The organism is Flavobacterium qiangtangense (assembly GCF_042658345.1).
Classification (GTDB): Bacteria; Bacteroidota; Bacteroidia; order Flavobacteriales; family Flavobacteriaceae; genus Flavobacterium; species Flavobacterium qiangtangense.
In genome coordinates this window covers 517,820-543,256 of record NZ_JBHSQB010000007.1, presented here as the reverse complement: position 1 = coordinate 543,256, position 25,437 = coordinate 517,820, and the positions used below count along the sequence as shown (strand labels likewise).

Below are 25,437 nucleotides of genomic sequence, written 5' to 3'. Positions count from 1 at the left end.
ATAAGGGTTTGTTGTTTATGGGTTTTGTAGTTAATTATGCAATTGCAGGATTTTGTCCTAAATCTCTCAAGTGTTTAAAGTGAGCAATAACAGCACCTCGCATCGTTTTAAATTCGTGATAAGGTAAATTACATTCTTTAGCCGTTTCTTTCACAATTTCAGCAATTTTGCCATAATGAACGTGGCTGATGTGCGGAAAAATGTGGTGCTCAATTTGGTGGTTTAATCCGCCGGTAAACCAGTTTACGATTTTGTTCTTCGGAGCAAAATTTGCAGTAGTGTACAATTGGTGGATTGCCCAAGTATTTTCAATTTCTCCTTCTTCATTCGGAACAGGATTTGTGGTTTCATCCACAACGTGCGCCAATTGGAAAACAATGCTCAAGATCAAACCAGCCGTATAATGCATTACAAAAAATCCGATCAAAACTTTCCACCAAGTGATTCCAATAATCATTGGAAGGACTAGCCAAACCGAAACATAAATAATTTTAGTAATTACTAAAACTGTCCATAATTTAGTTGGACTTTGCGGTTCTCCATATGATAATTTTCTTTTCAAATACGCTTTCATTTGCTTAAAATCTGTAGTCAAAGCCCAGTTAAAAGTCAATAATCCGTAAAGAAAAACAGAATAATAATGTTGGAATTTATGAAAACGATGCCATTCTGCTTCTTGCGTAAAACGGATAATTCTTCCCGCATCTAAATCTTCATCGTGACCGTGGATATTGGTATAAGTGTGGTGCAAAACATTGTGCTGTACTTGCCAGTTATGAACATTTCCAGCTAAGATATAAATGCTTCCGCCCATAAATTTGTTCAGCCAAGTTTTATTGGAATATGAACCGTGGTTTCCGTCGTGCATAACGTTCATACCAACGCCTGCCATCCCAATTCCGATGACAATCGAAAGTAAAAGCATTACCCAAAAAGGCATTTGCAACGTCAGTATTAAAAAGTAAGGCGTCAAGAAAAGCACAAACATAATCACTGCTTTTAGGTGCAGTTTCCAGTTTCCGGTTTTTTTGATGTTATTTTCCTTAAAGTAATTGTTCACGCGAGAATTCAGCGTTCTAAAAAACTTTAGGCTGTCCTGTTTAGAAAAAGTAGGAATGGTGGTATTCATAGATAATTTATAATTATTCAAAATAGAAGTTTCAAAGGTAAATATTCTTATGTATGTAAACGTTGAAAAACCTAAAAAATTTCAATCGGAATTGATTACTTTTGTGAAAATTATTAAAATGGAAGAAATCCTAAAATATTTCCCTAATCTAACTGATATTCAGAAGCAACAGTTTGAAAAATTAGAAGAATTATACCAAGATTGGAACGCAAAAATCAATGTTATTTCGCGCAAAGATATCGACGAATTATATACAAAGCACGTGCTTCATTCTTTGGCAATTGCCAAAATTCAAGAGTTTGAACCAGGAACTTATATATTAGATGTAGGAACTGGCGGTGGTTTTCCTGGAATTCCGCTGGCAATTTTGTTCCCAGAAACCAGATTTTATCTGATTGATGTTATTCTAAAAAAAATAAATGTCGTAAAAGCAGTAGCCGAAGCATTGGAATTAAAGAATGTAAAAGCCGAACAAATTAGAGCTGAAAATGTAAAAGGAGATTTCGATTTTATTGTCAGCCGTGCCGTAACAAATATGCCCGATTTCGTGTCCTGGATCAAAGATAAAATCAAGAAACAAAACAAGCACGAGCTTAAAAACGGAATTTTATACTTAAAAGGAGGCGATTTGACCGAAGAATTAAAAGATTTCCCAAAAGCCACAGAATACAACATTTCAGAATTTTTTGACAATGAATTTTTTGAAACTAAAAAGGTTGTTCATTTGCCATTGAAGTTTAAAGCATAGAGTATAACACAGATTTCACAGATTTCCACAGATTAAAATCACAAGGAATCTGTGCTAATCTGTGAAATCTGTGTTCAAACAAAAAGCCGAATCTAAATCTAGATTCGGCTTTTTTTATACGCAAACAAGGCCTGAAATCTGACCTCTGCAAACTGCTATCTATTCCCCAAGAAAAGGATATCTATAATCCACCGGAGTAATAAAAGTCTCTTTAATAGTTCTCGGAGAAACCCAACGCAACAAGTTCAATGCAGAACCCGCTTTGTCATTTGTTCCCGAAGCTCTTGCGCCACCAAAAGGTTGCATCCCAACAACAGCGCCAGTTGGCTTGTCATTGATATAGAAATTTCCGGCACTGTTTTCAAGTGCTTTTGTAGCTTCTGCAACAGCATATCTGTCTTTGCTGAAAATTGCTCCAGTTAACGCATATTCAGAAGTTTCGTCAACCAATTTTAATGTTTCAGCCCATTTTGCATCTTCATAAACATAAATTGTCATCACAGGTCCGAATAATTCTGTCTCCATAGTTTTATACTTCGGATTCGTAGTCACGATAACCGTAGGTTCCACAAAATATCCTACAGACTTATCATAATTTCCACCCACGATAATTTCCGCGTCAGCGTCATTTTTCGCTTGGTCGATATAACTTGCCAATTTGTCAAAAGAACCTTCGTGAATAACCGCTGTAACAAAGTTTCCTAAATCTTCAGGAGACCCCATTTTCATAGATTTCACATCCGTGATGATCTGCTCTTTCACATCGCCCCAAAGGCTTTGCGGAATATAAGCTCGTGAAGCCGCAGAACATTTCTGACCTTGAAATTCAAAAGCACCACGAACAATTCCTGTAGAAACCTGCTTCGCATTCGCACTTGGATGCGCGATGATAAAATCTTTACCACCAGTTTCTCCAACAATTCTCGGGTATGTTTTATAATGGCTGATTTTCGTTCCAATTTTTCCCCAAACATCTTTAAATACGTGAGTAGAACCCGTAAAATGAATTCCAGCAAAATCACGGCTTTCCAAAACAGTATCCGTAATCATCTGAGCATCACCAAAAACCACGTTGATAACACCATCCGGAACACCAGCTTCTTTGAAAATGTCAATAATAATCTTTGCAGAAAAAACTTGGCTGTCGCTTGGTTTCCAAACCACAACATTTCCCATCATCGCCGCGCTTGCAGGAAGATTTCCGGCAATTGCAGTAAAGTTGAACGGCGTAATCGCATACACAAAACCTTCCAACGGACGGTATTCCACGCGATTCCACATTGTTTGGTCAGAATTCGGCTGATCGTCATAAATCTGCGTCATATATTCCACGTTAAAACGCAAGAAGTCAATGAATTCGCACGCTGCGTCAATTTCCGCTTGGTGTACATTTTTAGATTGCCCCACCATTGTCGCTGCATTTATTCTCGCACGATAAGGTCCGGCAACCAATTCTGCTGCTTTCAAGAAAATCGCCGCTCTTTGTTCCCAAGGAGTTGAAGACCACGCTTTTCTAGCTTCCAAAGCATTTGCAATCGCTTTTTCAACATGCGACTTTTCAGCCAAATGATACGTTCCAACCACATGTTTGTGATCGTGAGGCGCAGTCATATTTTTAGTGTTTCCGGTCTTGATTTCCTCGCTTCCAATGTATAACGGAACATCAATTTTCGAATTCCACATTGTTTTATAAGCATCCAGAACCGCTTTTCTTTCTGGAGTATTTGGTGCGTACGATTTTACCGGCTCATTAACCGCATTCGGTACGTGAAAAATTCCTTTTGGCATACTTTTTAAATTTTTAAGAATTATCAAATTTTTGCACCACAAAGATACAAAACCAATTAGATTAATAAACGATTTACCATTTCAATAACAATTCACAAAATATTTCTTTTCCAGAAGCAAAAACGCAAGTACATTTTTTAATCATAGTCCCGCTTTCTGCAGTAGTTTTTCTCCGAAAACGGAAGAAAAGGCTACTGCCGCCAATCGGGGCTATTTCCAAAGGTCATTTCCTTTTTTAAATTTCGGGACCAAGATTGTCGATATTCTTTGTCAATTTAACGCAAAGATTTAAAGGTTTCGCAAAGTACGCATCCAGCTTTGCGTCTTAGCGCCTTTGCGAGAAAACCTCTCAAAACTTTGCGAAAAACTTCGCGCCCTTTGCGTTAAATAAAATCTCAAAAACAATCTTTCAAACAAAAGTTAAACTTCCCACAATTCACTTCCAAACAAAAAAATCAAATCTTAAATTTATATACAACACCGCAAAAAATGAAAGAGCCACTCTTAGCATTCAACGATAAAGGAATTTATTGCCAGCAAGCTGACGTTTATTTAGACCCATGGCGACCTGTCACCAATGCTATTATAACCCACGGCCACGCAGATCATTCTCGTTGGGGACACAAAAATTACATCACGCATCACACAAACGTACCTATTATAAGACATCGCCTCGGACCAATAAACGTTACCGGAAAAGATTGGAACGAAACTTTTACCATCAACGGAGTGAAATTCTCGTTGCATCCTGCCGGTCACATCATCGGTTCGGCCCAAATAAGAGTAGAATATAAAGGGGAAGTATGGGTTTTTACAGGCGACTATAAAACCGAAGACGACGGAATTTCAACACCTTATGAAGTAATAAAATGCCATGCTTTCATAACAGAATGCACTTTCGGATTACCAGCCTTTAAATGGACGCCGCAAGCCGAAGTCATGACGGACATCAATAATTGGTGGGCAGAAAATCGAGCCGACGGAAAAACATCTGTATTGTTTGGTTATTCACTCGGAAAAGCACAACGTCTTTTAAAATATCTAGACACTGATATCGGAAAAATATACACCCACGGAGCCATAGAAAATATGACCGAAGTGTTGCGTCCGATGGTTGACTTTCCGGAAACCACACGAATTACAAGGGAAACCAAAAAAGAAGATTTATTGGGAAGTATTGTTCTCGCGCCGCCAAGCGCACACGGAAGCACTTGGATTCGAAGAATGACGCCTTATGTTACCGGTTCCGCAAGTGGCTGGATGGCATTCCGAGGTGCCAGAAGAAGACGAGCTGTTGATAGAGGTTTTGTATTAAGCGACCATTGCGATTGGACCGGATTATTAGAAAGCATAAAAGCAACCGGAGCTGAGAAAGTAATTTGCACTCACGGTTATTCCGATATTTTTTCAAAGTATTTGATTGAATTAGGCTACGATGCCCGAACCGCCAATACCCAATACGAAGGCGAATCAGGGGAAATGAACGCAAAAATGGAGGAAGAAGAAAGTGATAAAAACCAAGAAGAAAATGTAGAATGAGAATAGAATCAAAAGAAAAGAACAATGACTGAAACTTTGCGAATCTCTGCGAAAAACCTCAGTGAATCTCCGTGAAATAAAAAAATATGAAAAACTTCGCCGAACTCATAAAAGCCCTAGATAGCTCCAACAAAACGTCGGTCAAAGTTGACGCGCTTACAACTTATTTCAAAAGCGCCAGCGATGAAGATAAAGTCTGGACAATCGCCATTCTTTCGCATCGTCGTCCGCCACGACCTGTAAATACTACTTTATTAAGATTATGGGCAAATGAATTGGCGAATATTCCGCTTTGGTTGTTTGAAGAAAGTTATCATATCGTCGGCGATTTGGCTGAAACAATTGCACTCGTAATTCCTACCACAAAAGAACATTCCGAAAAAAGTCTGACGGAATATCTACAAGAAATTATAGCCCTAAAAAAGAAAACTGACGAAGAAAAAAGAGCATACTTACACGAAAATTGGCTGGCTTTAAATTATTACGAACGCTTTGTTTTTACCAAATTAATCACCGGAAGTTTTAGAATCGGTGTCAGTCAAAAACTGATGACAAGAGCCTTGTCAAAAGCAGAAAATATTCAAGAAGATGCTTTGGCTTATAAACTAATGGGCGATTGGAACCCAAATACCATCACTTTTCAAGAATTGATTTTGGATGAAAAAAGCAGTGATTATTTATCGAAACCTTATCCGTTTTATCTAGCATATCCGATAGAAGGCGAAGTGTCGAATCTCGGAAATCCCGAAGACTGGAGTGCTGAACACAAATGGGATGGCATTCGTTCGCAAACCATTATTCGTGAAAATGAAATTTATGTATGGAGTCGGGGAGAAGAATTAGTAACCGATAAGTATCCAGAATTTGCATCGTTCATCGGAGTAATTCCTGACGGAACGGTTATCGACGGAGAAATTCTACCCTTCCTACACGGAGAAATAGGAACCTTCAATGATTTGCAAACGAGAATCGGAAGAAAAACGGTGTCTCAGGCAATTTTGAAAAATTCTCCTGTCGTCATTCGGGCTTACGATTTATTGGAATGGAAAGGAGAAGATATTCGCAACAAACCATTTGAAGAAAGACGGATTTTATTGGAAAAATTATATGAAGAAATAAAAGATAAAGACATTCCGTTGCAGCTTTCAGAACGCGTTTCATTTTCCACTTGGGAAGAAGTTGCGGAAGAAAGAATCCGTTCCAGAGAAATGAAAAGCGAGGGCTTGATGCTGAAAAGAAAAGATTCTCCTTATTTGGTAGGAAGAAAAAAAGGCGATTGGTGGAAATGGAAAATAGAACCGCTAACCATCGATGCCGTCCTCACCTATGCAATGCGAGGCCACGGAAGACGCTCGAATTTGTTTACCGATTACACTTTTGCCTTATGGCAAGACAACGAAAATGGCGAACGCGAATTGGTCACTTTCGCAAAAGCGTATTCCGGTTTAACAGATGCTGAATTCAGAATGGTCGATGATTTCATCAAAAAAAATACGTTGGAACGTTTTGGACCAGTCCGAAGTGTGACACCGAAGTTAGTTTTCGAAATCGGCTTCGAGGGAATTGCACTTTCCAAAAGGCATAAAAGCGGAATTGCCACACGTTTCCCAAGAATCTTAAGATGGCGAATCGACAAGAAAATCGAAGAAGCGAATTCGATTGATGATTTGAAGGGTATGATTGTTTGAGATAGGCAAGAGTAATTAGCCAAAAGGCAAAAGCTTTTGCGACTTAGCGCCTTTGCGAGAAAACACAACACAGATTTCACAAATTAACACAGATTTTTAGCGAAAAAGATTTGTGAACTTTGCGTTAAAAAAATAAACCATTAAGGAATTAAGTTTCATTAAGCTAATTCTTGATTTTCCTTAATCTTTTAATGGTTCAAAAAACAAAAACAAAAACAAATGCTTTAAATGAACAGAGAACAACTTTTTAACCTAGCAAGCGACTGGTTCCATCAACAAGGATGGAAGCCATTCCCGTTCCAAACCCAAACTTGGACGGCTTTCTTGCAGGGTAAAAACGGCCTATTAAACGCTCCAACAGGAAGCGGAAAAACCTACGCTTTATGGTTGCCGATTGTTCTCGATTACATCAAAAAAAATCCAGATTATAAAGAAAAACATAAGCCTGGACTGAAAGCGATTTGGATTACACCTTTGAGAGCTTTATCTGTAGAAATAAAACAATCTGCAGAACGTGTTGTGAATGATTTAGGAACTCAAATGACCGTCGGGATTCGCTCAGGCGATACATCGGCAAGTGAACGAGCCAAACAAAAAGGCAAGATGCCCGATTTGTTGGTTACCACTCCCGAAAGTTTGCAATTGCTTTTGGCTTCCAAAGGTTATGAAAAAACGTTCAAGGAATGTTCAGCAATTGTCATTGATGAATGGCACGAATTATTGGGAACAAAACGTGGTGTTCAAACCGAATTGGCCTTATCTCGATTAAAGAAAATCGCTCCGAATATGCGCATTTGGGGGATTTCGGCAACCATCGGAAATCTGCAACAAGCACAGGAAGTATTGCTTGGAATTGATTCGGAAGCTTATCGCAATTCGGTTTTAATCAAGGCGGTTATCAATAAAAAAATAAACGTGATTTCGATAATCCCAGACAAGATGGAAACGTATCCGTGGCGTGGACACATGGGTTTGCACTTAATTGATGAGGTGGCGAAAATTATAAAAGCAAGCCGAACGACCTTACTTTTTACGAATGTACGTTCGGCTTGTGAGATCTGGTTTCAACGATTATTAGAAAAATATCCAGAGTTTGCTGGCGAAATGGCCATGCACCACGGAAGCATCAACCGCGAAACCCGACTTTGGGTGGAGCAAGCCATTCGGGATGAAGAATTGAAAGTCGTGGTTTGTACTTCGAGCTTGGATTTGGGGGTCGATTTTGCTCCAGTGGAAACCATTATTCAAGTTGGTGGTCCGAAAGGCGTTGCCCGATTTTTGCAACGTGCCGGACGAAGTGGTCACCAGCCGGGAAAAGAAAGCGTAATTTATTTTCTCGCAACCCATTCGATCGAATTGATTGAAGCTTCGGCCTTGAAAAAAGCAGTTGAAAATACCGTTGTCGAAGACAGAGTGCCGTATTTGAACAGTTGGGATGTTTTGGTGCAATACCTGAATACATTGGCAGTTTCGGATGGATTTTCTCCCGATGAAATTTACGAAGAAGTCAAAGGAACATTCTGTTATCAAGCGATGACGAGGGAAAATTGGAATTGGATTTTAAACTTTATCGTCAACGGAAGTCAAAGTTTGCAAGCGTATGACGAATATAAAAAAGTAGAAATCGAAGAAAACGGACTTTTCAAAATCAACAGCCGAATGATTGCCATGCACCACCGAATGCAGATTGGAACCATTGTAAGCGATGCGACGCTGAACGTGAAATTTATGAGTGGCGGTTTTATTGGAACGATTGAAGAATGGTTTATTTCGAAATTAAATCCGGGCGATACTTTTACTTTTGGTGGAAAAAAATTAGAACTGTACCGCGTCAAAAATATGCAGGTTTTGGTTAAAAAAGCCGACCCAACTAAAAAATCAAGATTAGTCAGTTGGATGGGAGGAAGGATGGCACTTTCGGCACAAATGAGTGAATTGCTTCGTCAGGAATTGTATCGTGCGAATACGAATGATTTATCTCCCGAATTGAAAGCGTTAAAGCCAATGTTTACTCGACAACGAAAAGAATCAATTGTTCCAACCGCCGATGAATTCTTGATTGAAACCTTTAAAACAAGAGAAGGCTATCACGCTATTTTTTATCCTTTTGAAGGACGGTTTGTACACGAAGCTTTGGCGAGTTTGCTGGCGTATAGAATCAGTTTGCTTTCGCCGATAAGTTTCTCGTTAGCCTATAACGACTACGGCTTTGAATTGCTTTCTGATCAAGAAATTAATATGCAAGAAGTGTTGGACAACAATCTTTTTTCCACCGATTACGTCCATTCCGATTTAATGAAAAGTTTGAACGCAACCGAAATGGCCCGAAGAAAGTTCCGAGATATTGCCGTAATTGCAGGTTTGGTTTTCACGGGAATGCCTGGAAAAATGGTTAAGACAAAGCATTTGCAAAGCGGTTCACAATTGCTATTTGAAGTTTTCAGAGATTATGAACCAGAAAATTTATTGTTTCAGCAAGCGTATCGCGAAACTTTTGAACATCAGTTAGAAGAAGGCCGATTATTATTAGCTTTGGAACGGATTGCCAATCAAGAAATTGTTTGGAAACAATGCAAAAAGCCAACGCCTTTTAGTTTTCCGATTATTACCGACCGACTTCGAGAAAAATTATCTAGTGAAACTTTAGCCGAACGAATTAAAAAAATGACAGCTTCGTATATGAAGTGATTTAGAATTTACAAATGACCATTACCATAAAAATAAACAGAAATACTTTTATCTTGCATCCAAGCGGTACGGTATTTTGGGAAGACCGAAAAGCACTTTTAATTTCAGATGTTCATCTAGGAAAAGTATCACATTTCCGTAAACACGGCGTTGCTATTCCAAACAATGCGGTTTCGAAAAACTTTACAAAATTGACGGAAGTCGTAGATTATTTTGACCCAGAAAGTGTCATTTTTTTGGGTGATTTATTCCATAGTTCCAAAAACAGCGAATGGAATTTATTCGTCGAATGGTCGGATTGTTGTGTGGCAGAAATCATTTTGATTGCAGGAAATCACGACATTATTGCCAAAGAAAATTATGATAAAATCGATGTAAAAGTTTTTAAGGAACTTGAGATTGATGGTTTTCTTTTGACGCATCATCCAACAGAAAGAGAGAAATTTTTTAATTTTTCGGGACACATTCATCCAGGAGTTTCCTTACGCGGTTTCGGTGGTCAGAATATAAAATTGCCTTGTTTTTTTCAGAAAGAAAACCAGATGATTTTACCAGCTTTTGGTGAGTTTACTGGAAAATATATTATGGTTCCCGAAGTAAATGATTTGATTTACGCCGTTACGAAAGAGGAAGTTATTCTCGTGAAAAAGAATTAATTCAAAGCAAAAGGTGCGCTCAATTTGAAATTTGGAACAATAACTCTAAAGTTTCTTGTTGAGGTAAAATTGATCATATTAAAGTAGCCTTTCATAGCTCCAAATGGAGATGAAAGCAAACATCCTGAACTGTAAGTGTGTGATTCTCCGGGTTTTAAAACGGGTTTTTTTCCGATAACACCTTCGCCATCAACGATTTCTTTATCATTTAAGGAATCAAAAATTTCCCAGTGGCGTGACATTAATTGTACCGAATCTTTCGAGTGATTTTCGATGGTGATCTCATAACTAAAAGCAAAGTGAATCTTGTAGTTTTTGAAGTAAGTTCCTTCAAAACTAGTCAAGACTGAAATCTTAATGCCTCGTGTTATTTGTGTAACCATAGTTTTCTTTAATATTACAAAACTACAAATTTTTGCCTTTGTTATGCGTTTACAAACAATAAAATTTACTTAAAGGTTTTATAAACAGTTTTTTAGCTATCAGGTTAGTTCACAATGTTTTCTGAAGACGCCATTCCTTTTCCAATCACTTTGTCATATCGTTCGTTGACTCCGCGGTAATAAACAAGCACTTGATAATCATTTAAAGTTTGATAAAAATTGCCGTCAATTGCATTTTCGTTATCAATCTTTTTTGACTTGTCGGCAAGCACATATTGAAAGTTGGTAAAACCTTGCTTGATCAAAATGGCTTTTTCATACATTCCGGTTTTTTTGTTGAACTCCATTTTATTTTCGTCGTTCAAAGCATAATTATTGAACATTCCGTTGATGAAAATATCACTTTTTCCGAAGTAAGCTGGCGCATCTAAAAGGAAGAAAACCCAAGCATAATCTGCTTCAATTTGGTTGTTTTCTACGTATAAATTACGAACCACAAAATTTCCATTTACGTCGGGATTGAAAGTATAAATTTGGTTCGCTCTTGCTTTATTTGGGTACAAATGCGTGTTGTATAATTCCTTCGATTCTATATAATTTATATTGTTCGCAACACCTCGAATTTCCTTGTTATCAAAATATAAAAACTCGTTTCCACCCCAGAATTGCGTCTCTTTGTCATACTTATAAATCAAATCATTCCCAATTGTATATTGCGGTTTTATGTTGTTGATTGCAGTGTTGAAATTTCCATTTTGAAGCAACGTCACTTTCACGTTTTGCAACGGATTGATGAAATTTATGGCAGTAGTTTTTATGGCAAAATCCAAATTGTGCTTAAAATTTATATCGCGAACATCACGCGCTCTTTTTACCTGCAACGGAACGCCCACAATATCTTCATAAAGGATGAATTTTCTCGAAAAAACCATTTCGCGATCTTCGTTTAAAACCTTCAAGATATAGTTTCCGGTGACACGAAATTGTGTGAATTTATTTGGAAAAGAAAGCCTGTAATGTGAATACAATTGTAAGGTATTGAACGAATTTTCATAATCCTGAATTCTCTGATTATCAAATCCTTGAATGTATTCGCTTTTCACCAACTGTGACGGCGTCCAATCATAATTGCAGTGAACCAGTTCGTAATAATAATTTGCTTCGTTGCCAAAAAGGTCATCAAATTGAACTTGAAAACCTTCATTTAATTTAAAAATAGGAATAACATTTTGACCACCTTGCACAAAACTGACTGTCTTAATATTAAATGGAGGCGCAACTTCTTGTTGAATTTGAGCATTCAGTAACGTAGTAAAAAGAAATAATATGAGGGAAGCAAAGTTATTTTTGGTCATCAGTAGAAAATTTGAATTCTGGCTATAAATATAGCAAATTTATTACGATTTAAGTTTTAGCCAAAATCATACCATCTTCACATTTCTATAATTTAAACTATAAAAATTTAAAAAGTAAGTAGATTCTGTTAAATTTTTTATAATAAGTTCTGCTTATTATAGTTATAAGCATAGTTTTAACAACTAATTTATAAACCAATATGAAACATTACAGAAAACTATGCCTAGTGCTTTTGGCGTTCCCAATGTCAATTTTTGCACAAGATTTTAATGGTGAAAGCCCGATTCCTTTTGACCCTAGTGTGAAAACAGGAAAATTAGAAAACGGACTTACATATTACATTAAAAAGAATTCAAAGCCAGAAAATAAAGTCGATTTGAGGCTTGTGATCAATGCCGGCTCAATTCTTGAAAACGACGACCAACAAGGATTGGCACATTTCATGGAGCACATGTGTTTCAACGGAACAAAGCGTTTTCCAAAAAATAAATTGGTCGATTATCTGCAAAGCATCGGGGTAAAATTTGGACAGCATTTGAATGCTTACACAAGTTTTGACGAGACCGTTTACTTTTTGCCAATTCCTTCAGACGATCCAGAAAAATTAGAAAAAGGATTCCAAATTATTGAAGATTGGGCTTTTAATGCAGTTTTGACTCCAGAAGAAATTGATAAAGAAAGGGGCGTTGTTCTTGAAGAATACAGAATTGGTCTTGGCGCCAGCAAAAGAATGATGGGACGATATATGCCGAAAATGATGCACAATTCGCATTATGCAGATCGTTTGCCAATTGGTAAAAAAGAAATTCTCGAAAATTTTAAGCACGATAAATTGATCAGTTTTTATAAAGATTGGTACCGCCCAAATTTGATGAGCGTTATTGTTGTGGGTGACATCGATGTTGTGGCAATGGAAAAGAAAATTAAAGAGCATTTTTCAAGCTATAAAAATCCGGTAAATGAAAAACCGAGAAAAATTTATGAAGTGCCAAATCACAAAGAAACTTTTGTAGCAATTGAAAGCGATAAAGAAGCTCCGATGGCACAAGTTCAATTGGTTTACAAAGATTATGATGCTCCAAAAGTGGTTGAAAAAGTTAAAGATCTAAAAAATTATTTGATCGAAGAATTGTATGTTTCACTGATTAATAATCGATTGAGTGAATTGGTGAATTCACCAACGCCGCCGTTCACATTTGGATATTCATATCACGGAGGAACTTGGGCAAGAACAAAAGAAGCGTATCAATCATTTGCGGTTTCTCAAGAAGACAAACAGTTGGAGGCCTTAAAAACATTGCTTACAGAAAATGAAAGAGCTAAAAAATTTGGGTTTACCCAAGGCGAATTAGATCGTGCAAAAGCAGAAAATCTTGCTGAATTAGAAAACCAATATAATGACAGAGACAAAACAGATTCAAAGGAATTTGTGACTGAATTGCAAGATCATTTTTTAGAGAAAGAGCCAGTTCCCGGAATTGAATGGACATTTAAAGCAGTGAATAAAATCTTGCCGTCAATTGAATTAAAAGATGTTAACGGATTATTGAAAGATTATATTAAAGAAGATAATCGCGTTGTGATTTTAACAGGACCTGAAAAAGAGGGTTTGAAAAAAGTGACAGAGCAAGAGGTTTTAAACGCTTTAAAAGTAAATGTTGATGAAATTCAGCCTTATGCCGAAACAGAAATCGCCACAAGTTTGCTTAGAAAAGAATTGAAACCAGGAACGATTCTCAAAAAAGAAACGAATGCGAAAATTGGAACAACGACTTTATTTTTGTCAAATGGAGCGAAAGTAACTTATAAAAAAACTGACTTTAAAAACGACGAAGTTTTGATGGAAGCAGTAAGTTTTGGAGGTACAAATCTTTATTCAAATGAGGAATTAAAGAAAACACAATTTGCAAACGGAGGCCTTGCCCAAGCCGGATTTTCGGGACTTAAAGAAAATGATATTAACAAATTTATGTCGGGAAAAGTCGCAAGCGTTTACCCTTATATTTCGAATACAACAGAAGGTTTAAGAGGAAGTACAACGCCAAAAGATTTAGAATATTTGTTCCAAATGACCGTGGGTTATATGGCAGATTTAAATTTAGACAAAGATGCTTTTGAGGGTTACAAGCAGAAACAATCTGGTTTTTATAAAAACATGGCGTCGCAACCAAATTTTTATTTTCAACAAGAATTTTTTGGCTATTTGTATAAAGAAAACCCAAGATTTTTCGGAATGATTCCAGATGATAAGGCTTGGGAAACAACAGATTATAAGTTGGCTTATGATAAATACCGAGAGCGTTTTTCAAATGCTGGCGACTTTGAATTTTTCTTCGTAGGAAATTTAGATGATGCAAAAATGGAGGAATTTTCTAAAAAATATATTGCCGCATTGCCATCAACTCAAAAGAAAGAAAAAGCAGTTGATTTGGGATACAGAATGTTGAAAGGTGATCTTAAAAAAGTAGTCAATAAAGGTACAGACCCAAAAAGTACGGTAACAATTATGTACTATGGCGACGCAAATTATTCTCCAAAAGAAGCTCTGGCGATGCAAGCTTTAGGCGAAGTTTTGACTATCAAATTAATAGAAGAATTAAGAGAAAACGAAAGCGGTGTTTATGGAATCAGCGCCCGTGGAAACATGAACAAAGTGCCAAACGGAGCGTACAGTTTTAATATCGGTTTCCCGTGCGGACCTGATAATGCTGAGAAATTAACGGATTCAGCTTTGAGAGAATTACAAAAAATAATTGAGAAAGGACCGCAAGAAAACGATGTTAAGAAATTCAAAGAAGCTGAAATTCTTGATTACAAGAAAGATATCAAGGAAAATAAATATTGGTTAACAAATTTCAACCGTTCTTACACAAACGAAACAAGTCCGGAAGATATCTTGCAAGTGGAGGCAAAAGTAAATGCAATCACGTCAAAAGACATTCAAGATGTGGCTAAAAAATACTTGACAAAAGATAAAGTTGTAGGTATTTTGATGCCAGAAAAAAGCTAATTCATTTAGTTGTTTAAACCGAAAAAGCCTGATGAAATTCAGGCTTTTTCTATTTTGTTTAAAATCTTATTTATAACAAACCGGAATGATTTCTCCTTTCGCTAAACAATATCTTTCCACTAATTCAGGGTCTAATTTCTTTGTGTAATCTTCTTCAACTACGGTAAAACCGATGCTTCTCAATTTGTCAAAATAATCTCTTCCGTAAATTCTAACATGATCATATTGGCCAAAGATTTTTGCTCTTTCTTTTTGATCAGTAATCGAATCATCTGCAAAAGTTTCTGCTCGATTCAAATCCTGCGGAATCTGAAATATTCCCATACCGCCAGGTTTCAAGACGCGATATAATTCTTGCATCGCCTTTGTATCATCCGGAATATGTTCTAAAACATGGTTGCATAAAATCACGTCATACGAATTATCGTCAAAAGGCAAATTGCAAATATCCGCTTTCACATCCGCCAAAGGCGAAAATAAATCGGTTGTTGTATAATCTAAATTCTTTTGATTTCTGAACAATTTATAAAAAGCCTGTTCAGGAGCAAAGTGCAAAACTTTTTTTGTAGCCGTAAAAAAATCAGTTTCATTATTCAAATAAAGCCAAAGCAAACGGTGTCTTTCCAATGATAAAGTGCTTGGCGACAAAACATTATTGCGTTGCGTTCCGTAGCCATAAGGCAAGAATTTCTTGAAACTCTTTCCGTCAATTGGATCAGTATAAGTGCGTCCTTTTAAAGCAAAAGCCAGAACCGGACGAATCACATAACTCAGCCTGATTAACAGTGGGCGAGGGATAGTATTGAGTATAAATCTAAAAATTTTCTTCATTACGAAAGTACCAAAGGCTGTCTTCTAAACTCTTCCTCCTCATTACTCACAATTCCCAACGCTTCATAAATATAAGCATACGTTGAAAGTAATTCTGGTTTTCCATCAATTAATGCCACGTCGTGTTCAAAATGCGCGCTTGGTTTTCTATCTGCCGTTACAATTGTCCAGCCGTCTTTCAACTGCTTGATATTTTTTGTACCCATATTGATCATCGGCTCGATGGCCACGACCATTCCTTCCACAAACATTTTTCCGCGACCGCGTTTTCCATAGTTTGGCATTTCTGGATCTTCGTGCATTTTCTTGCCCAAACCGTGTCCGACTAGCTCACGAACCACGCCATAACCGTGCGCTTCCGTAAATTTTTGAATAGCATTACCCACATCTTCCACACGGTTTCCGGCTTTAAATTCACGGATTCCAACATATAAAGATTCCTTTGTAATCTGCAATAATTTCTTAGTTTCTGGAGCCACTTCGCCAACCTCAAAAGTATAAGCGTGATCACCATAATATTCATTCATCAATGTCCCGCAATCCACCGAAACGATATCGCCTTCTTGAATTGGCGTATTCGTTGGCAAACCGTGAACAACCTGATCATTAACGCTCGTCAAAATCGACGACGGACAACCATATAACCCCAAAAATCCTGGAACAGCGCCGTGATCTCTGATAAATTCTTCCGCCAATTTGTCTAAATGCAAAGTCGTCACGCCAGGCTTGATTTCTCTCGCAATCATTCCCAATGTTTTTGAAACCAACAACGCACTTTCGCGCATTAATTCAATTTCTTCTCTGGTTTTCTGGATAATCATATTTCAAAATTTGATTTGCAAAAGTACACATTTTTTTTAAATTTTTTTTGAAGCCAATCCTGCTTTCTGCTACAAGTCCTCAGCCAGAAAGCTTTTTTTCTAAGCAGTAAAAGGAGCTTCCTTTGGTCGCTCTTTTCCTGCAAGAAAAAATAGCTTTCCGGCTTCCGGGCTTTCCGCGACAAATGAAATTCACTGAACTCCACTAAAAAATAAAAATCAGGTGAAGTAATCTGGGCTAGGGCATTTCGGTTAAAACAAAATTTGTGTTTTTTCAAGAAATAATCAGTTAAAACAAATTTGGTTCCAGCTTGCTGCATAAAATTTGGCTAAAGCCGAATATAGAAAACCTTTTTGTGAATGGGCTAAAGCCTCATTCCTATTCATGACAATATTCATGAAGATAGGATTGTGAACAAAAAAACAATTCCTATTCATGACAATATTTCGAAAATAGGATTGTGAACAAAAAAACAATTCCTATTCATGACAATATTTCGAAAAATAGGATTGTGAAAAAAAAAATCAATTCCAATTAGACGAATAGGAACGGGCTTTAGCCCGTTCTCAAATCAAGATCATAGAAATCGGCTTTAGCCAAATTTTAAATTTCACAATAAAAATCACGTCAGAATTTTAAAAAAAAATGCCTGTCAAGAAGAAATCCCAACAGGCAAATTATATTTTAAAAATCAAGAAACTTATAACAATGAATGTCTCGACATTGCTTCTGGTTTTTCAACTCCCATTAATGCTAAAATTGTTGGAGCAATATCTCCAAGAACGCCGTCATTCACGTGCTTCAATTCTTTATCCACCAAAATAATGGGCACCGGATTTGTCGTATGTGCCGTATTTGGGCTTCCGTCTGGATTAATCATGGTTTCACAGTTTCCGTGATCCGCAATTACGATGGTTGTATATCCGTGTTCTAAAGCCGTTGTGATTACTTTTTCTGCACATTTGTCAACTGCTTCACATGCTTTGATTGCCGCTTCCATAACTCCGGTATGTCCAACCATGTCTCCGTTTGCGAAATTTAAGCACACAAAATCAACTTCTTCTTTTTCCAATTCTGGAACCAAAGCATCGGCTAATTCAAAAGCGCTCATTTCTGGCTGTAAATCGTATGTTGCTACTTTTGGAGAATTTTTCAAGATTCTGCTTTCGCCCACAAATTCTTTTTCTCTTCCGCCAGAAAAGAAAAATGTCACGTGTGGATATTTCTCGGTTTCCGCAATTCTGATTTGTTTCTTTCCGTTTTTTTCTAAAACTTCTCCAAGAGTTTCCGTGATATTGTCTTTGTCATACACCACGTGCATTCCCGTAAAACTATCATCATAATTTGTCATTGTCACATAGTACAAATTCAGTTTATGCATGTTTTGCTCGTGACAATCAAACTGAGTTAAAACTTCGGTCAATTGTCTGCCGCGATCGGTTCTAAAATTGAAGAAAATCACCACGTCATCGTTTTCGATAATTGCAGTTGGCTCGTCGTTTTCATTAGTTACAACCAACGGATCGATAAATTCGTCGGTAATATTTTTTTCATAGCTCGCGTGTAAACTTGAAATCACATCTTTTGTTGGAGTTCCAGTTCCGTGAACCAATAAATCGTATGCTTTTTTGACTCTTTCCCAACGTTTATCACGATCCATCGCATAATATCTTCCAACAACCGAAGCCAATTTTGCCTTCTTGTTTTCCAAATGTTTTTGCAATTCAGAGATAAAGAAGATTCCAGATTTTGGATCAACATCGCGTCCATCCGTGAAAGCGTGAATAAATACTTTGTCTAAACCAGCTTCTTCGGTTGCGTCAACCAAACCTTTTAAATGCTGGATGTGTGAGTGAACGCCTCCGTCAGAAACCAATCCTAAAAGGTGAATTTTTTTATTATTTTCTTTGGCGTACGCAAATGCTTCAACCAGTGCCTTTTCGTGTTGCAATGTTTTATCTTCAACGGCCAAATTGATTTTTACCAAATCTTGATAAATAATTCTTCCGGCGCCAAGATTCATGTGTCCCACTTCAGAATTTCCCATTTGTCCTTCTGGAAGTCCAACGTTCAATCCATCAGTTCGAAGCGATGCGTTGGCATATTTTGTATATAAACTGTCAATAAATGGGGTATTGGCATTGTCAACTGCAGAAACCTTTGGGTCTGGAGATTTTCCCCAGCCGTCCAAAATCATTAGGATTACTTTCTTGTTCATCTAAAATTTATTTTTAATCGTATTGTAGTCTATAAAATATCTGATGCTTATAGAAAAGATATTATTTAAGTTGTTCTCAAAAAGGTTTTTAAAATTTCTGCCAAGTCGGTTGTCGATTTCAGTTCGAGAATCTGTGGCATTGTTTCGGTAAAGCACTGAAATCTGGCTTCCCGGCGCAAACCACCACGAATAAGAAAGGTCGAAATTCCAAGTGCTGAAATTTGAATTTTTATTCTCTGTAAAGGTACTATTTGGCGTTAAGTTTCCGTCGCTTTCCAATGTTAAAAATTGGTTATTTTCGGCATATGACCAATAATGTCTTGCGGCGAGATTAAAAGTCATCTTTGGGTTTAGAGAATATTTTAAAGACAATTCGTTTGTGAGTGTTTTTCGATCACGTTCGGCAAAAATAATGTCGTCTCCGTCAAAATCGACCCAGCCGATGTCGGCGTGTTGCGTATTGGTTAAGAAACTATATTGGGCTAAAAATTTATTGCTAAAGCGATAGCGTGGCGCAATTGTCAGCCCATAATATATTCTGTTTTTTTGCTCAGTAACAGTAACTTCGGGTGTAATGTCAATAGCAAATTTTCTATTGTAATTTGTTGAAATATAAATTTCGGCATCAAAATTTTTTGGAATTTTAACGAATCTTCCGGCAACTCTTGATTCATAAAAATCATAAGTTTCAAAGGGATTAATGTAAAGGGAAGCCCCGATATAATCATTTTTTCGGGTATTCGATGCCAAGTCAAAATTCAGTTGGCCTTGTTGAATGCGACCTGTTTCGTTGTGAAATTCGACATAGTTGTTCAGGTTGATTCTAAAAGTATTGAACGTTTTATTTGGATTTAAAATTCGATAGCTTGTATTTGTATAAATTCCGTGATAATTGTTAATGTAAAGTAATCCCAGATCATTTGAATCATATTCTTTTGAAACATAATTTCCTCCAATATCATAACGCCAATTTCCGCCTTTTTTACCAATCGAAATTGAAGAATTGATACCTTCAAGATTATCGGCATCGCCAAATTCATTGATGTAACTGTATTTAAAATCTCCCGAAAGATTAAAGCGATTGTTTTTTGTGTTTAAATCATAAACCAAGGCCGAAACATTGGCGTCGCGAAACTCACCATTTCTGGTAACATTAGTGTTTACGAAGGCTACCGATGAATTTTGGTTAAATCTTTGGTCAAAAACAACTACGTTATAATTTGCCAATGGTTCGACGACAACCTTTTTTGTATCGCCGGTTTCTGTATTTCGAATCGTTCCAACCGTTTTTTCGGTCACAGCGTTTAAAACTCCAATTCCCAGTCCGCCAGAAGTTCTTCCTGAAACTTTCACGGCATTAATTAAATTTACCGTGGCCGGATTATTGGTTTCTTCAAATTCATTTTCTGGCGAAAGATATAGCGACGGAACGCCACCAATTCTTCGGGTATATAATAAATCTCCTTTGTTAAAAATATCAGTTCCTTCGGTGAAAAAAGGCCTGTTTTCATTGAATTGTTGCTCAAACGGACCTAGATTTAAAACAACATTATCATATTTTGTCTGGCCAAAATCAGGAACTAAAATTGCGTCAAGCGTGAACGAATCGTTGATTCCATATTTTATGTCCATTCCGGCTTTAAAGGTGTGTTCGGTGCCGTTTTCGTTATTTTCAATATAATAAGACGAATAAGGAATGAAGAAAAGGCGTGTGGGAGGTTTTATGTTCTCGATCCCTTCCAGTTGCCCGATTTGTGGCATCAGTGCGCCAACTTTCGTATCAATAATATTCCAAGTATATTTTTGTCTGTCGCGTTTAATTTCTCTGAAAAAATTAATTCCCCAAGTTTGTTTTTCTTCATTTGAAAAGCGCAATGCCGCATACGGAATTTTCATTTCTATGACCCAGCCATATTCTGTTATCGAAACTTCGCTGTCCCAAATGGCGTCCCAAGTAAAATCTTCGTTTCCCTCAGTAGCAAGCGCATCCATTTGAACACCAGCCGCGCTTACAAAAAATCTAAAATCTTGCTGGCCATCGTTAAAACCGTTTATAAAGACTCCAAAATGATCTGCCGTGCCAAAATTATCACGTTGCGTCATCTCTCTTAAAATTGCTTCCGGATTGTTATCATACAGAATAGCAGCAACATAGATGGCATCATTGTTGTATAATACTCGCACGTCAGATTTTTTTTCAGGACTAATTGGTTTTCCATTATCTGGTTCAAACATGATAAAATCTGTGGCAACTGTTGCTGAATTCCAGATTTGTTCATTTATTTTCCCGTCGATTGATATATTTTCTGAAATTGACTTTGTCTGTAAAGTTTTTTTCTGACAAAATCCATCAACACCGAAAAGTAGTGTCAAGGCAAATAAAATCTGGGGAAAGCGTACGTGCATCAGTGTTGTTTTGTAAGACAAAAATAGTCATAAATTGAACATACACAATTAGTTTACAATATATTTGAAATAATGACGTTATATAATTGTTGTATAAACATTACGCAATTACCATTTTTGTTAAATACCACTTTTTAACAGTAACAGAATTTTGATAATAAATTTTTTTTAATACTTTTGGCCACCCCCAAGTCATATTAAACCAAACATTTTCAATGATATACAAGTTTTTACCCGTCTTAATGTTCTTTTTCAGTTCTTTCTCTGTAAACGAAGCAAAACCTACTGAGCCTAAAAAATTAATTGCATCAAACACCGAATCAACTTTCGAAATGAAAGCGGAAAAAATTTACAGCAATTTACATTCAAACAACCTTGCATTGCCAAAAATGGAAAGTTTTCAAAAAGCTTTACAAGGATTTTATGCTTTAAAAGCAAAAGGCACCATTAAAAAAGATATTTTAACTATCGTAGATTTCACGCTTTCTTCTAATACCAAAAGATTGTGGATCATCGATATGGCAACAAACACAGTGCTTTACAACTCATTGGTGGCACACGGAAGAAATACTGGTGAAGAATTTGCAAAAGATTTTTCAAACGTTGGCTCTTCTTTCAAAAGTAGCTTAGGATTTTATGCTACCGGCGAAGTTTACCAAGGAAAACACGGTCTTTCGCTTCGTCTTGACGGCCTTGAAAAAGGAATCAATGACAATGCAAGAAGCAGAGCGGTTGTGGTTCACGGAGCTGATTATGTTGCTGAAGATTTTATAAAAGCACACGGAAGATTAGGCAGAAGCCAAGGATGTCCAGCACTTCCGGTGGGAATTACAAAAGAAATCATCAATGTAATTAAAGACAAATCGTGTCTTTTTATCTACCATCCTTCTACAAATTATACTACAGCAACGAAGTTAATTTCGTAATTGACAATATAAATCGCTGTCTAAATCATAAATATCTGGTCTGAACTGGAGCGTGTTTTTATCGCTCCAGGCAGTCCAATAAAGCTGATAGATGTAAATATCGTTCTTGATTTTTACATTTTGAGTTTTCTCTTTTTTCAGCGTTTCTGTTATTTTTTCTAAATTCCAATTTTCTTTATCATCCAATAAATATTCTGTAAGTTCCAGCGGATTTTGAACTCTCACGCATCCAGAACTTAAAGAACGGTCGGTTTTTTCAAAATATTCTCTGTGGTTTGTGTCGTGCAAATACACAGTATAATCATTCGGAAAAAGAATTTTAACCATCCCAAGAGAATTATAAGTTCCCGGACTCTGAACATATTTATAATTCATCGCTTTTTCTGGTTTCCATTTCCAAACGCTGATTTCATTATTATTGTAATCGTAAATCTTGATGTTTTTTTTGCCTAAATAATTCCTGTTTTTTATTGTTTCCGGAATAATATCTTCTTTTAAAATCGTTGGAGGAACCGTCCAAGTTGGATTAAAAACGGCATAACTCAATTTCGAATTTAGCACCGGAGTTTTTCGTTTGCTAGTTCCCACGATAACATTGTGCGTTCGAATTGTATCATTTTTATCAATCGCGTGAAGTTTAAAATCGGGAATATTGATAATCACGTATTGTTCGCTCATGTCTTTTGGAAACCAGCGCCAGCGTTCTAAATTGGCAATAATCTGTCGTTTTCGTTCTTCTTTTGAAATATTTAAAGCAGTGACTGTGGCTTTTCCAATAATTCCGTCAGAAGCCAAACCGTGTCTTTTTTGGAATTTTTTGACCGCTTTTATAGTTTCTTCATCATAAATTTTGGTCAATGAATCTTTTGGTTTTAAATCTTTCCAATAAATCAATCTTTGTTTTAAACCAATCAGCGATTTATCAGAGTCGTTCGGTTTTAATTTCGTTGCAATTTCAATCTGTTTTAAAGTGTCTTCGGGAAAAGAATTTAAAATAGAAAGCGCTGTTTTTAGCTTTTTATAAACGATGTGTTTTGGCTTAATTTTCTCAAAAATCACTTTTAAAGAATCGCCATTTATAGCATCAGTCAAGTTTTTATTAATGTCAAAAGAAGGCGATTTTAAATCCCAATCATCATACAATTCTCTCGGATTTAACTTTCCGTTGGTCATGTGAGAAATGTATTTTTGCGTGGCAATTGTCAGCGAAATGTCATAACTCACCAATTCTTTTTCGGTCAAATCGTTGATTCTGGATTCAATTTCAGCCAAATCTTTGCCTTGATAATCGTCTGAATTTAAGCCGTCTTCTTCCGATTTTGATAAAATTCTTGTTACCAGAATTCTGTTTTCTGACGAATTCCAGACTGTTTTAAAATTGTTCATTCTATAAAATGAAGTGAGTTCAGAATTTGAAAACGGACTTAAGAGCGTGGAATCAATTGTACGTCTATTTATTTCGGAATTAAATCTTGGCGATGACTTACTAACAAAGGAGATTTCTTTCTCGGGAAAAGAAAATAAAAGCAGTGAAAAGGCGGATATTGAGAAATATTTAAACATTTGAATTATTGCTGAAATTTATAATCGAAATTACTTAAAAATCAGCAAATAATTAATCAGTTTAAGTTAAATTTAATTATACTGAAATTTTGTACATCACAAAATGCTTTCCAATGTCGCCAATGTCAAAAGGTTCGCCGATAATTTGGTAGCCCATTTTTTCATAAAAACGAACGGCAACTTCGCGTGCGTTGAACCAAATCAATTTGCCAGAGCGGGATTTGGCATTTTCTTCAGCGTATTTTACAAGTGATTCTCCAATTCCTTTTTTTTGAAATTTTTCTAAAACAGCCATTCCTCGCAATTGAAATTGTTCTTTTTCTTGAAATAAATCTGAATTTGATTTGAATAAAGAAGCAACTCCGGCCAATTCATCGTCGATAAATAATCCAAAATGACGTGTTGATTCTAAATTATCACCATCAAAATGGCAAGTTTCAATATTTTTTTCGGGTCTTAAAACAGGATGACGCACAGAAAATGTTTCCAAAGCAGGAATTTCTTTAATCAATTGCATAAAAATTTTATTTTTTTTCTTCGTAGAATTTTTGAGATAACAATTTCATAATAAAAAGATTATGTCTAAAATTGTCTTATTTTGCAAAGATCGGCAAAAAAAAGTTGCAATTTTTTTTGAAAAAAGTTTGCAACAAAGAAATCTTTTGACGTATATTTGCACCGTTGAAACGCAGAAGTAGCTCAGTTGGTAGAGCTCCAGCCTTCCAAGCTGGTTGTCGCGAGTTCGAGCCTCGTCTTCTGCTCTTAAGGAAAAACCTCAGTTTAAAAGCTGAGGTTTTTTGTTTTTATACAATTTCCTATTTTGACTTATTGCCACAGATTATAGAATTAAAATGGTTTCAGAAACCGCTAAAATTCTTTAATCTGTGGCAAATTTTATTTTGGAAACATTTACTTCAGAAAACTCAAGTCGCTTCCCGTTTCCAATTCTTCTGGATTTTGATTTTGCTTAAATAATCTTGCAGACAGATCTCCTTTTAAAGTGATTTTATTGCCTTTAACGTCAAGCCAACTTCCTTCGCGAAGCCCAAGAACTGGCAAAGAATTAAACTGGTGAAATTCTTTAATTCTGGTTTCGCGCGTTTCGCCCATATGTTTTGAATTTAAATCGGGATCCAAATAATGAGGATTCAGATTAAACGGAATCATCCCCAAAGTTTGAAAACTCGGCGGATAAATAATTGGCATATCATTAGTGGTTTGCATCGTCAATCCGGTAATGTTGCTTCCTGCACTTGTTCCCAGATAAGGCGTTCCGTTTTTTAAAGTTTCGGTCAAAAGCGTCATTAAATTGTAACGATACAATTGTGAAACAAGCAAAAATGTGTTTCCGCCGCCAGTGAAAATAGCTTCCGCATTTTTTATGGCTTCCGTTAGACTTTCGAACTCGTGAATTCCTTTGACAGTAATATTTATTTTGGCAAAAGCCTCGCTTACTTTTGAAGTGTATTCTTCGTGAGAAATACCGCTTGGTCGCGCGTACGGAATAAATAATAACGTTTTTACATTTTTAAAATGAACCAAAAGTTCTGGAAGTAAATATTCTAAATATCCTCCGGTGTGAAGCGTGGAAGTGCTTGCTATGATTAGGTTTTTCATTGAAATATATTTGTGAAGCAAAATTACAAATGATTCTAAGAATTAAACGAATGATTTTGAATACTTTATTAT

Annotated in this window: 18 protein-coding genes and 1 tRNA gene; 8 read left to right on the top strand and 11 right to left on the bottom strand. The window is 36.5% G+C overall.

From position 1 onward, the window contains the following. Positions 1 to 34: 34 nt before the first annotated feature. Positions 35 to 1,129: a fatty acid desaturase family protein gene (locus ACFPVY_RS10270; RefSeq protein ID WP_379791905.1), complete on the bottom strand. Its 1,095-nt coding sequence runs from the start codon at positions 1,127 to 1,129 to the stop codon at positions 35 to 37. A gap of 118 nt (positions 1,130 to 1,247) precedes the next feature. Here ACFPVY_RS10270 and rsmG point away from each other — a divergent pair, with 118 nt between their 5' ends. Further along, positions 1,248 to 1,877 carry a 16S rRNA (guanine(527)-N(7))-methyltransferase RsmG gene (gene rsmG / locus ACFPVY_RS10265; protein WP_379791904.1) on the top strand — a complete coding sequence of 210 codons (630 nt, stop codon included), beginning with the start codon at positions 1,248 to 1,250 and terminating at the stop codon, positions 1,875 to 1,877. A gap of 159 nt (positions 1,878 to 2,036) precedes the next feature. Here the strand turns inward: rsmG and pruA are convergent, their stop codons facing one another. Next, the gene (pruA, locus tag ACFPVY_RS10260) at positions 2,037 to 3,665 is read right to left on the bottom strand and encodes an L-glutamate gamma-semialdehyde dehydrogenase (RefSeq protein ID WP_379791903.1); all 1,629 of its coding nucleotides are present in this window, start codon (positions 3,663 to 3,665) and stop codon (positions 2,037 to 2,039) included. A 489-nt stretch (positions 3,666 to 4,154) separates the two neighbouring features. Between pruA and ACFPVY_RS10255 the strand changes: the two genes are divergently transcribed. From ACFPVY_RS10255 to pdeM, 4 genes are all read left to right on the top strand, one after another. After that, entirely contained in the window at positions 4,155 to 5,204 is a 1,050-nt protein-coding gene (locus ACFPVY_RS10255; RefSeq protein WP_379791901.1) for a ligase-associated DNA damage response exonuclease, read from the top strand. 86 nt (positions 5,205 to 5,290) lie between these two features. Beyond that, positions 5,291 to 6,892: an ATP-dependent DNA ligase gene (locus ACFPVY_RS10250; protein WP_379791900.1), complete on the top strand. Its 1,602-nt coding sequence runs from the start codon at positions 5,291 to 5,293 to the stop codon at positions 6,890 to 6,892. Between the two features lie 228 nt (positions 6,893 to 7,120). Then, positions 7,121 to 9,580 (top strand): ligase-associated DNA damage response DEXH box helicase, encoded by a 2,460-nt coding sequence (locus tag ACFPVY_RS10245; RefSeq protein ID WP_379791899.1) that lies wholly within the window; start codon positions 7,121 to 7,123, stop codon positions 9,578 to 9,580. Positions 9,581 to 9,594: 14 nt separating this feature from the next. Then, positions 9,595 to 10,236 carry a ligase-associated DNA damage response endonuclease PdeM gene (gene pdeM / locus ACFPVY_RS10240; RefSeq protein ID WP_379791898.1) on the top strand — a complete coding sequence of 214 codons (642 nt, stop codon included), beginning with the start codon at positions 9,595 to 9,597 and terminating at the stop codon, positions 10,234 to 10,236. Here pdeM and apaG read toward each other — a convergent pair. Both apaG and ACFPVY_RS10230 read right to left on the bottom strand, forming a co-directional pair. Then, positions 10,233 to 10,619 (bottom strand): Co2+/Mg2+ efflux protein ApaG, encoded by a 387-nt coding sequence (gene apaG, locus ACFPVY_RS10235; RefSeq protein WP_379791897.1) that lies wholly within the window; start codon positions 10,617 to 10,619, stop codon positions 10,233 to 10,235. The genes pdeM and apaG overlap by 4 nt on opposite strands. Before the next feature lie 104 nt (positions 10,620 to 10,723). Continuing rightward, on the bottom strand, positions 10,724 to 11,974 hold the full coding sequence (locus ACFPVY_RS10230) for a type IX secretion system plug protein (RefSeq protein ID WP_379791896.1): 1,251 nt from the start codon (positions 11,972 to 11,974) through the stop codon (positions 10,724 to 10,726). Between the two features lie 200 nt (positions 11,975 to 12,174). Here ACFPVY_RS10230 and ACFPVY_RS10225 point away from each other — a divergent pair, with 200 nt between their 5' ends. After that, a complete protein-coding gene (locus ACFPVY_RS10225; RefSeq protein WP_379791895.1) occupies positions 12,175 to 14,985 on the top strand; it encodes a M16 family metallopeptidase in 2,811 nt (936 codons plus the stop codon). A gap of 66 nt (positions 14,986 to 15,051) precedes the next feature. Here ACFPVY_RS10225 and ACFPVY_RS10220 read toward each other — a convergent pair whose 3' ends face one another. The 4 genes from ACFPVY_RS10220 to ACFPVY_RS10205 all read right to left on the bottom strand — a co-directional run bounded on the left by ACFPVY_RS10220 (position 15,052) and on the right by ACFPVY_RS10205 (position 21,259). Continuing rightward, positions 15,052 to 15,816, bottom strand: a complete 765-nt coding sequence (locus ACFPVY_RS10220; RefSeq protein ID WP_379791894.1) for a class I SAM-dependent methyltransferase — start codon at positions 15,814 to 15,816, stop codon at positions 15,052 to 15,054. Next, entirely contained in the window at positions 15,816 to 16,637 is an 822-nt protein-coding gene (gene map, locus ACFPVY_RS10215) for a type I methionyl aminopeptidase (RefSeq protein WP_379791893.1), read from the bottom strand. The genes ACFPVY_RS10220 and map overlap by 1 nt, the downstream gene beginning before the upstream one ends. A 698-nt stretch (positions 16,638 to 17,335) precedes the next feature. Further along, positions 17,336 to 18,853, bottom strand: a complete 1,518-nt coding sequence (gpmI, locus tag ACFPVY_RS10210) for a 2,3-bisphosphoglycerate-independent phosphoglycerate mutase (protein WP_379791892.1) — start codon at positions 18,851 to 18,853, stop codon at positions 17,336 to 17,338. Beyond that, positions 18,854 to 21,259, bottom strand: coding sequence for a DUF5916 domain-containing protein (locus ACFPVY_RS10205; protein WP_379791891.1), 2,406 nt, complete (start codon positions 21,257 to 21,259; stop codon positions 18,854 to 18,856). A 215-nt stretch (positions 21,260 to 21,474) separates the two neighbouring features. Between ACFPVY_RS10205 and ACFPVY_RS10200 the strand changes: the two genes are divergently transcribed. Then, positions 21,475 to 22,185 (top strand): murein L,D-transpeptidase catalytic domain family protein, encoded by a 711-nt coding sequence (locus ACFPVY_RS10200; protein ID WP_379791890.1) that lies wholly within the window; start codon positions 21,475 to 21,477, stop codon positions 22,183 to 22,185. On the opposite strand, the gene ACFPVY_RS10195 is transcribed toward ACFPVY_RS10200, so the two are convergent. Next, on the bottom strand, positions 22,174 to 23,748 hold the full coding sequence (locus tag ACFPVY_RS10195; RefSeq protein WP_379791889.1) for a L,D-transpeptidase family protein: 1,575 nt from the start codon (positions 23,746 to 23,748) through the stop codon (positions 22,174 to 22,176). The genes ACFPVY_RS10200 and ACFPVY_RS10195 overlap by 12 nt on opposite strands. 76 nt (positions 23,749 to 23,824) lie before the next feature. After that, a complete protein-coding gene (locus tag ACFPVY_RS10190; protein ID WP_379791888.1) occupies positions 23,825 to 24,265 on the bottom strand; it encodes a GNAT family N-acetyltransferase in 441 nt (146 codons plus the stop codon). A gap of 171 nt (positions 24,266 to 24,436) precedes the next feature. Between ACFPVY_RS10190 and ACFPVY_RS10185 the strand changes: the two genes are divergently transcribed. Then, positions 24,437 to 24,509, top strand: a tRNA-Gly gene (locus ACFPVY_RS10185). Between the two features lie 148 nt (positions 24,510 to 24,657). On the opposite strand, the gene pepE is transcribed toward ACFPVY_RS10185, so the two are convergent. After that, complete coding sequence (gene pepE, locus ACFPVY_RS10180) at positions 24,658 to 25,365, bottom strand: dipeptidase PepE (RefSeq protein ID WP_379791887.1); 708 nt, start codon at positions 25,363 to 25,365, stop codon at positions 24,658 to 24,660. Between the last annotated feature and the right edge of the window lie 72 nt (positions 25,366 to 25,437).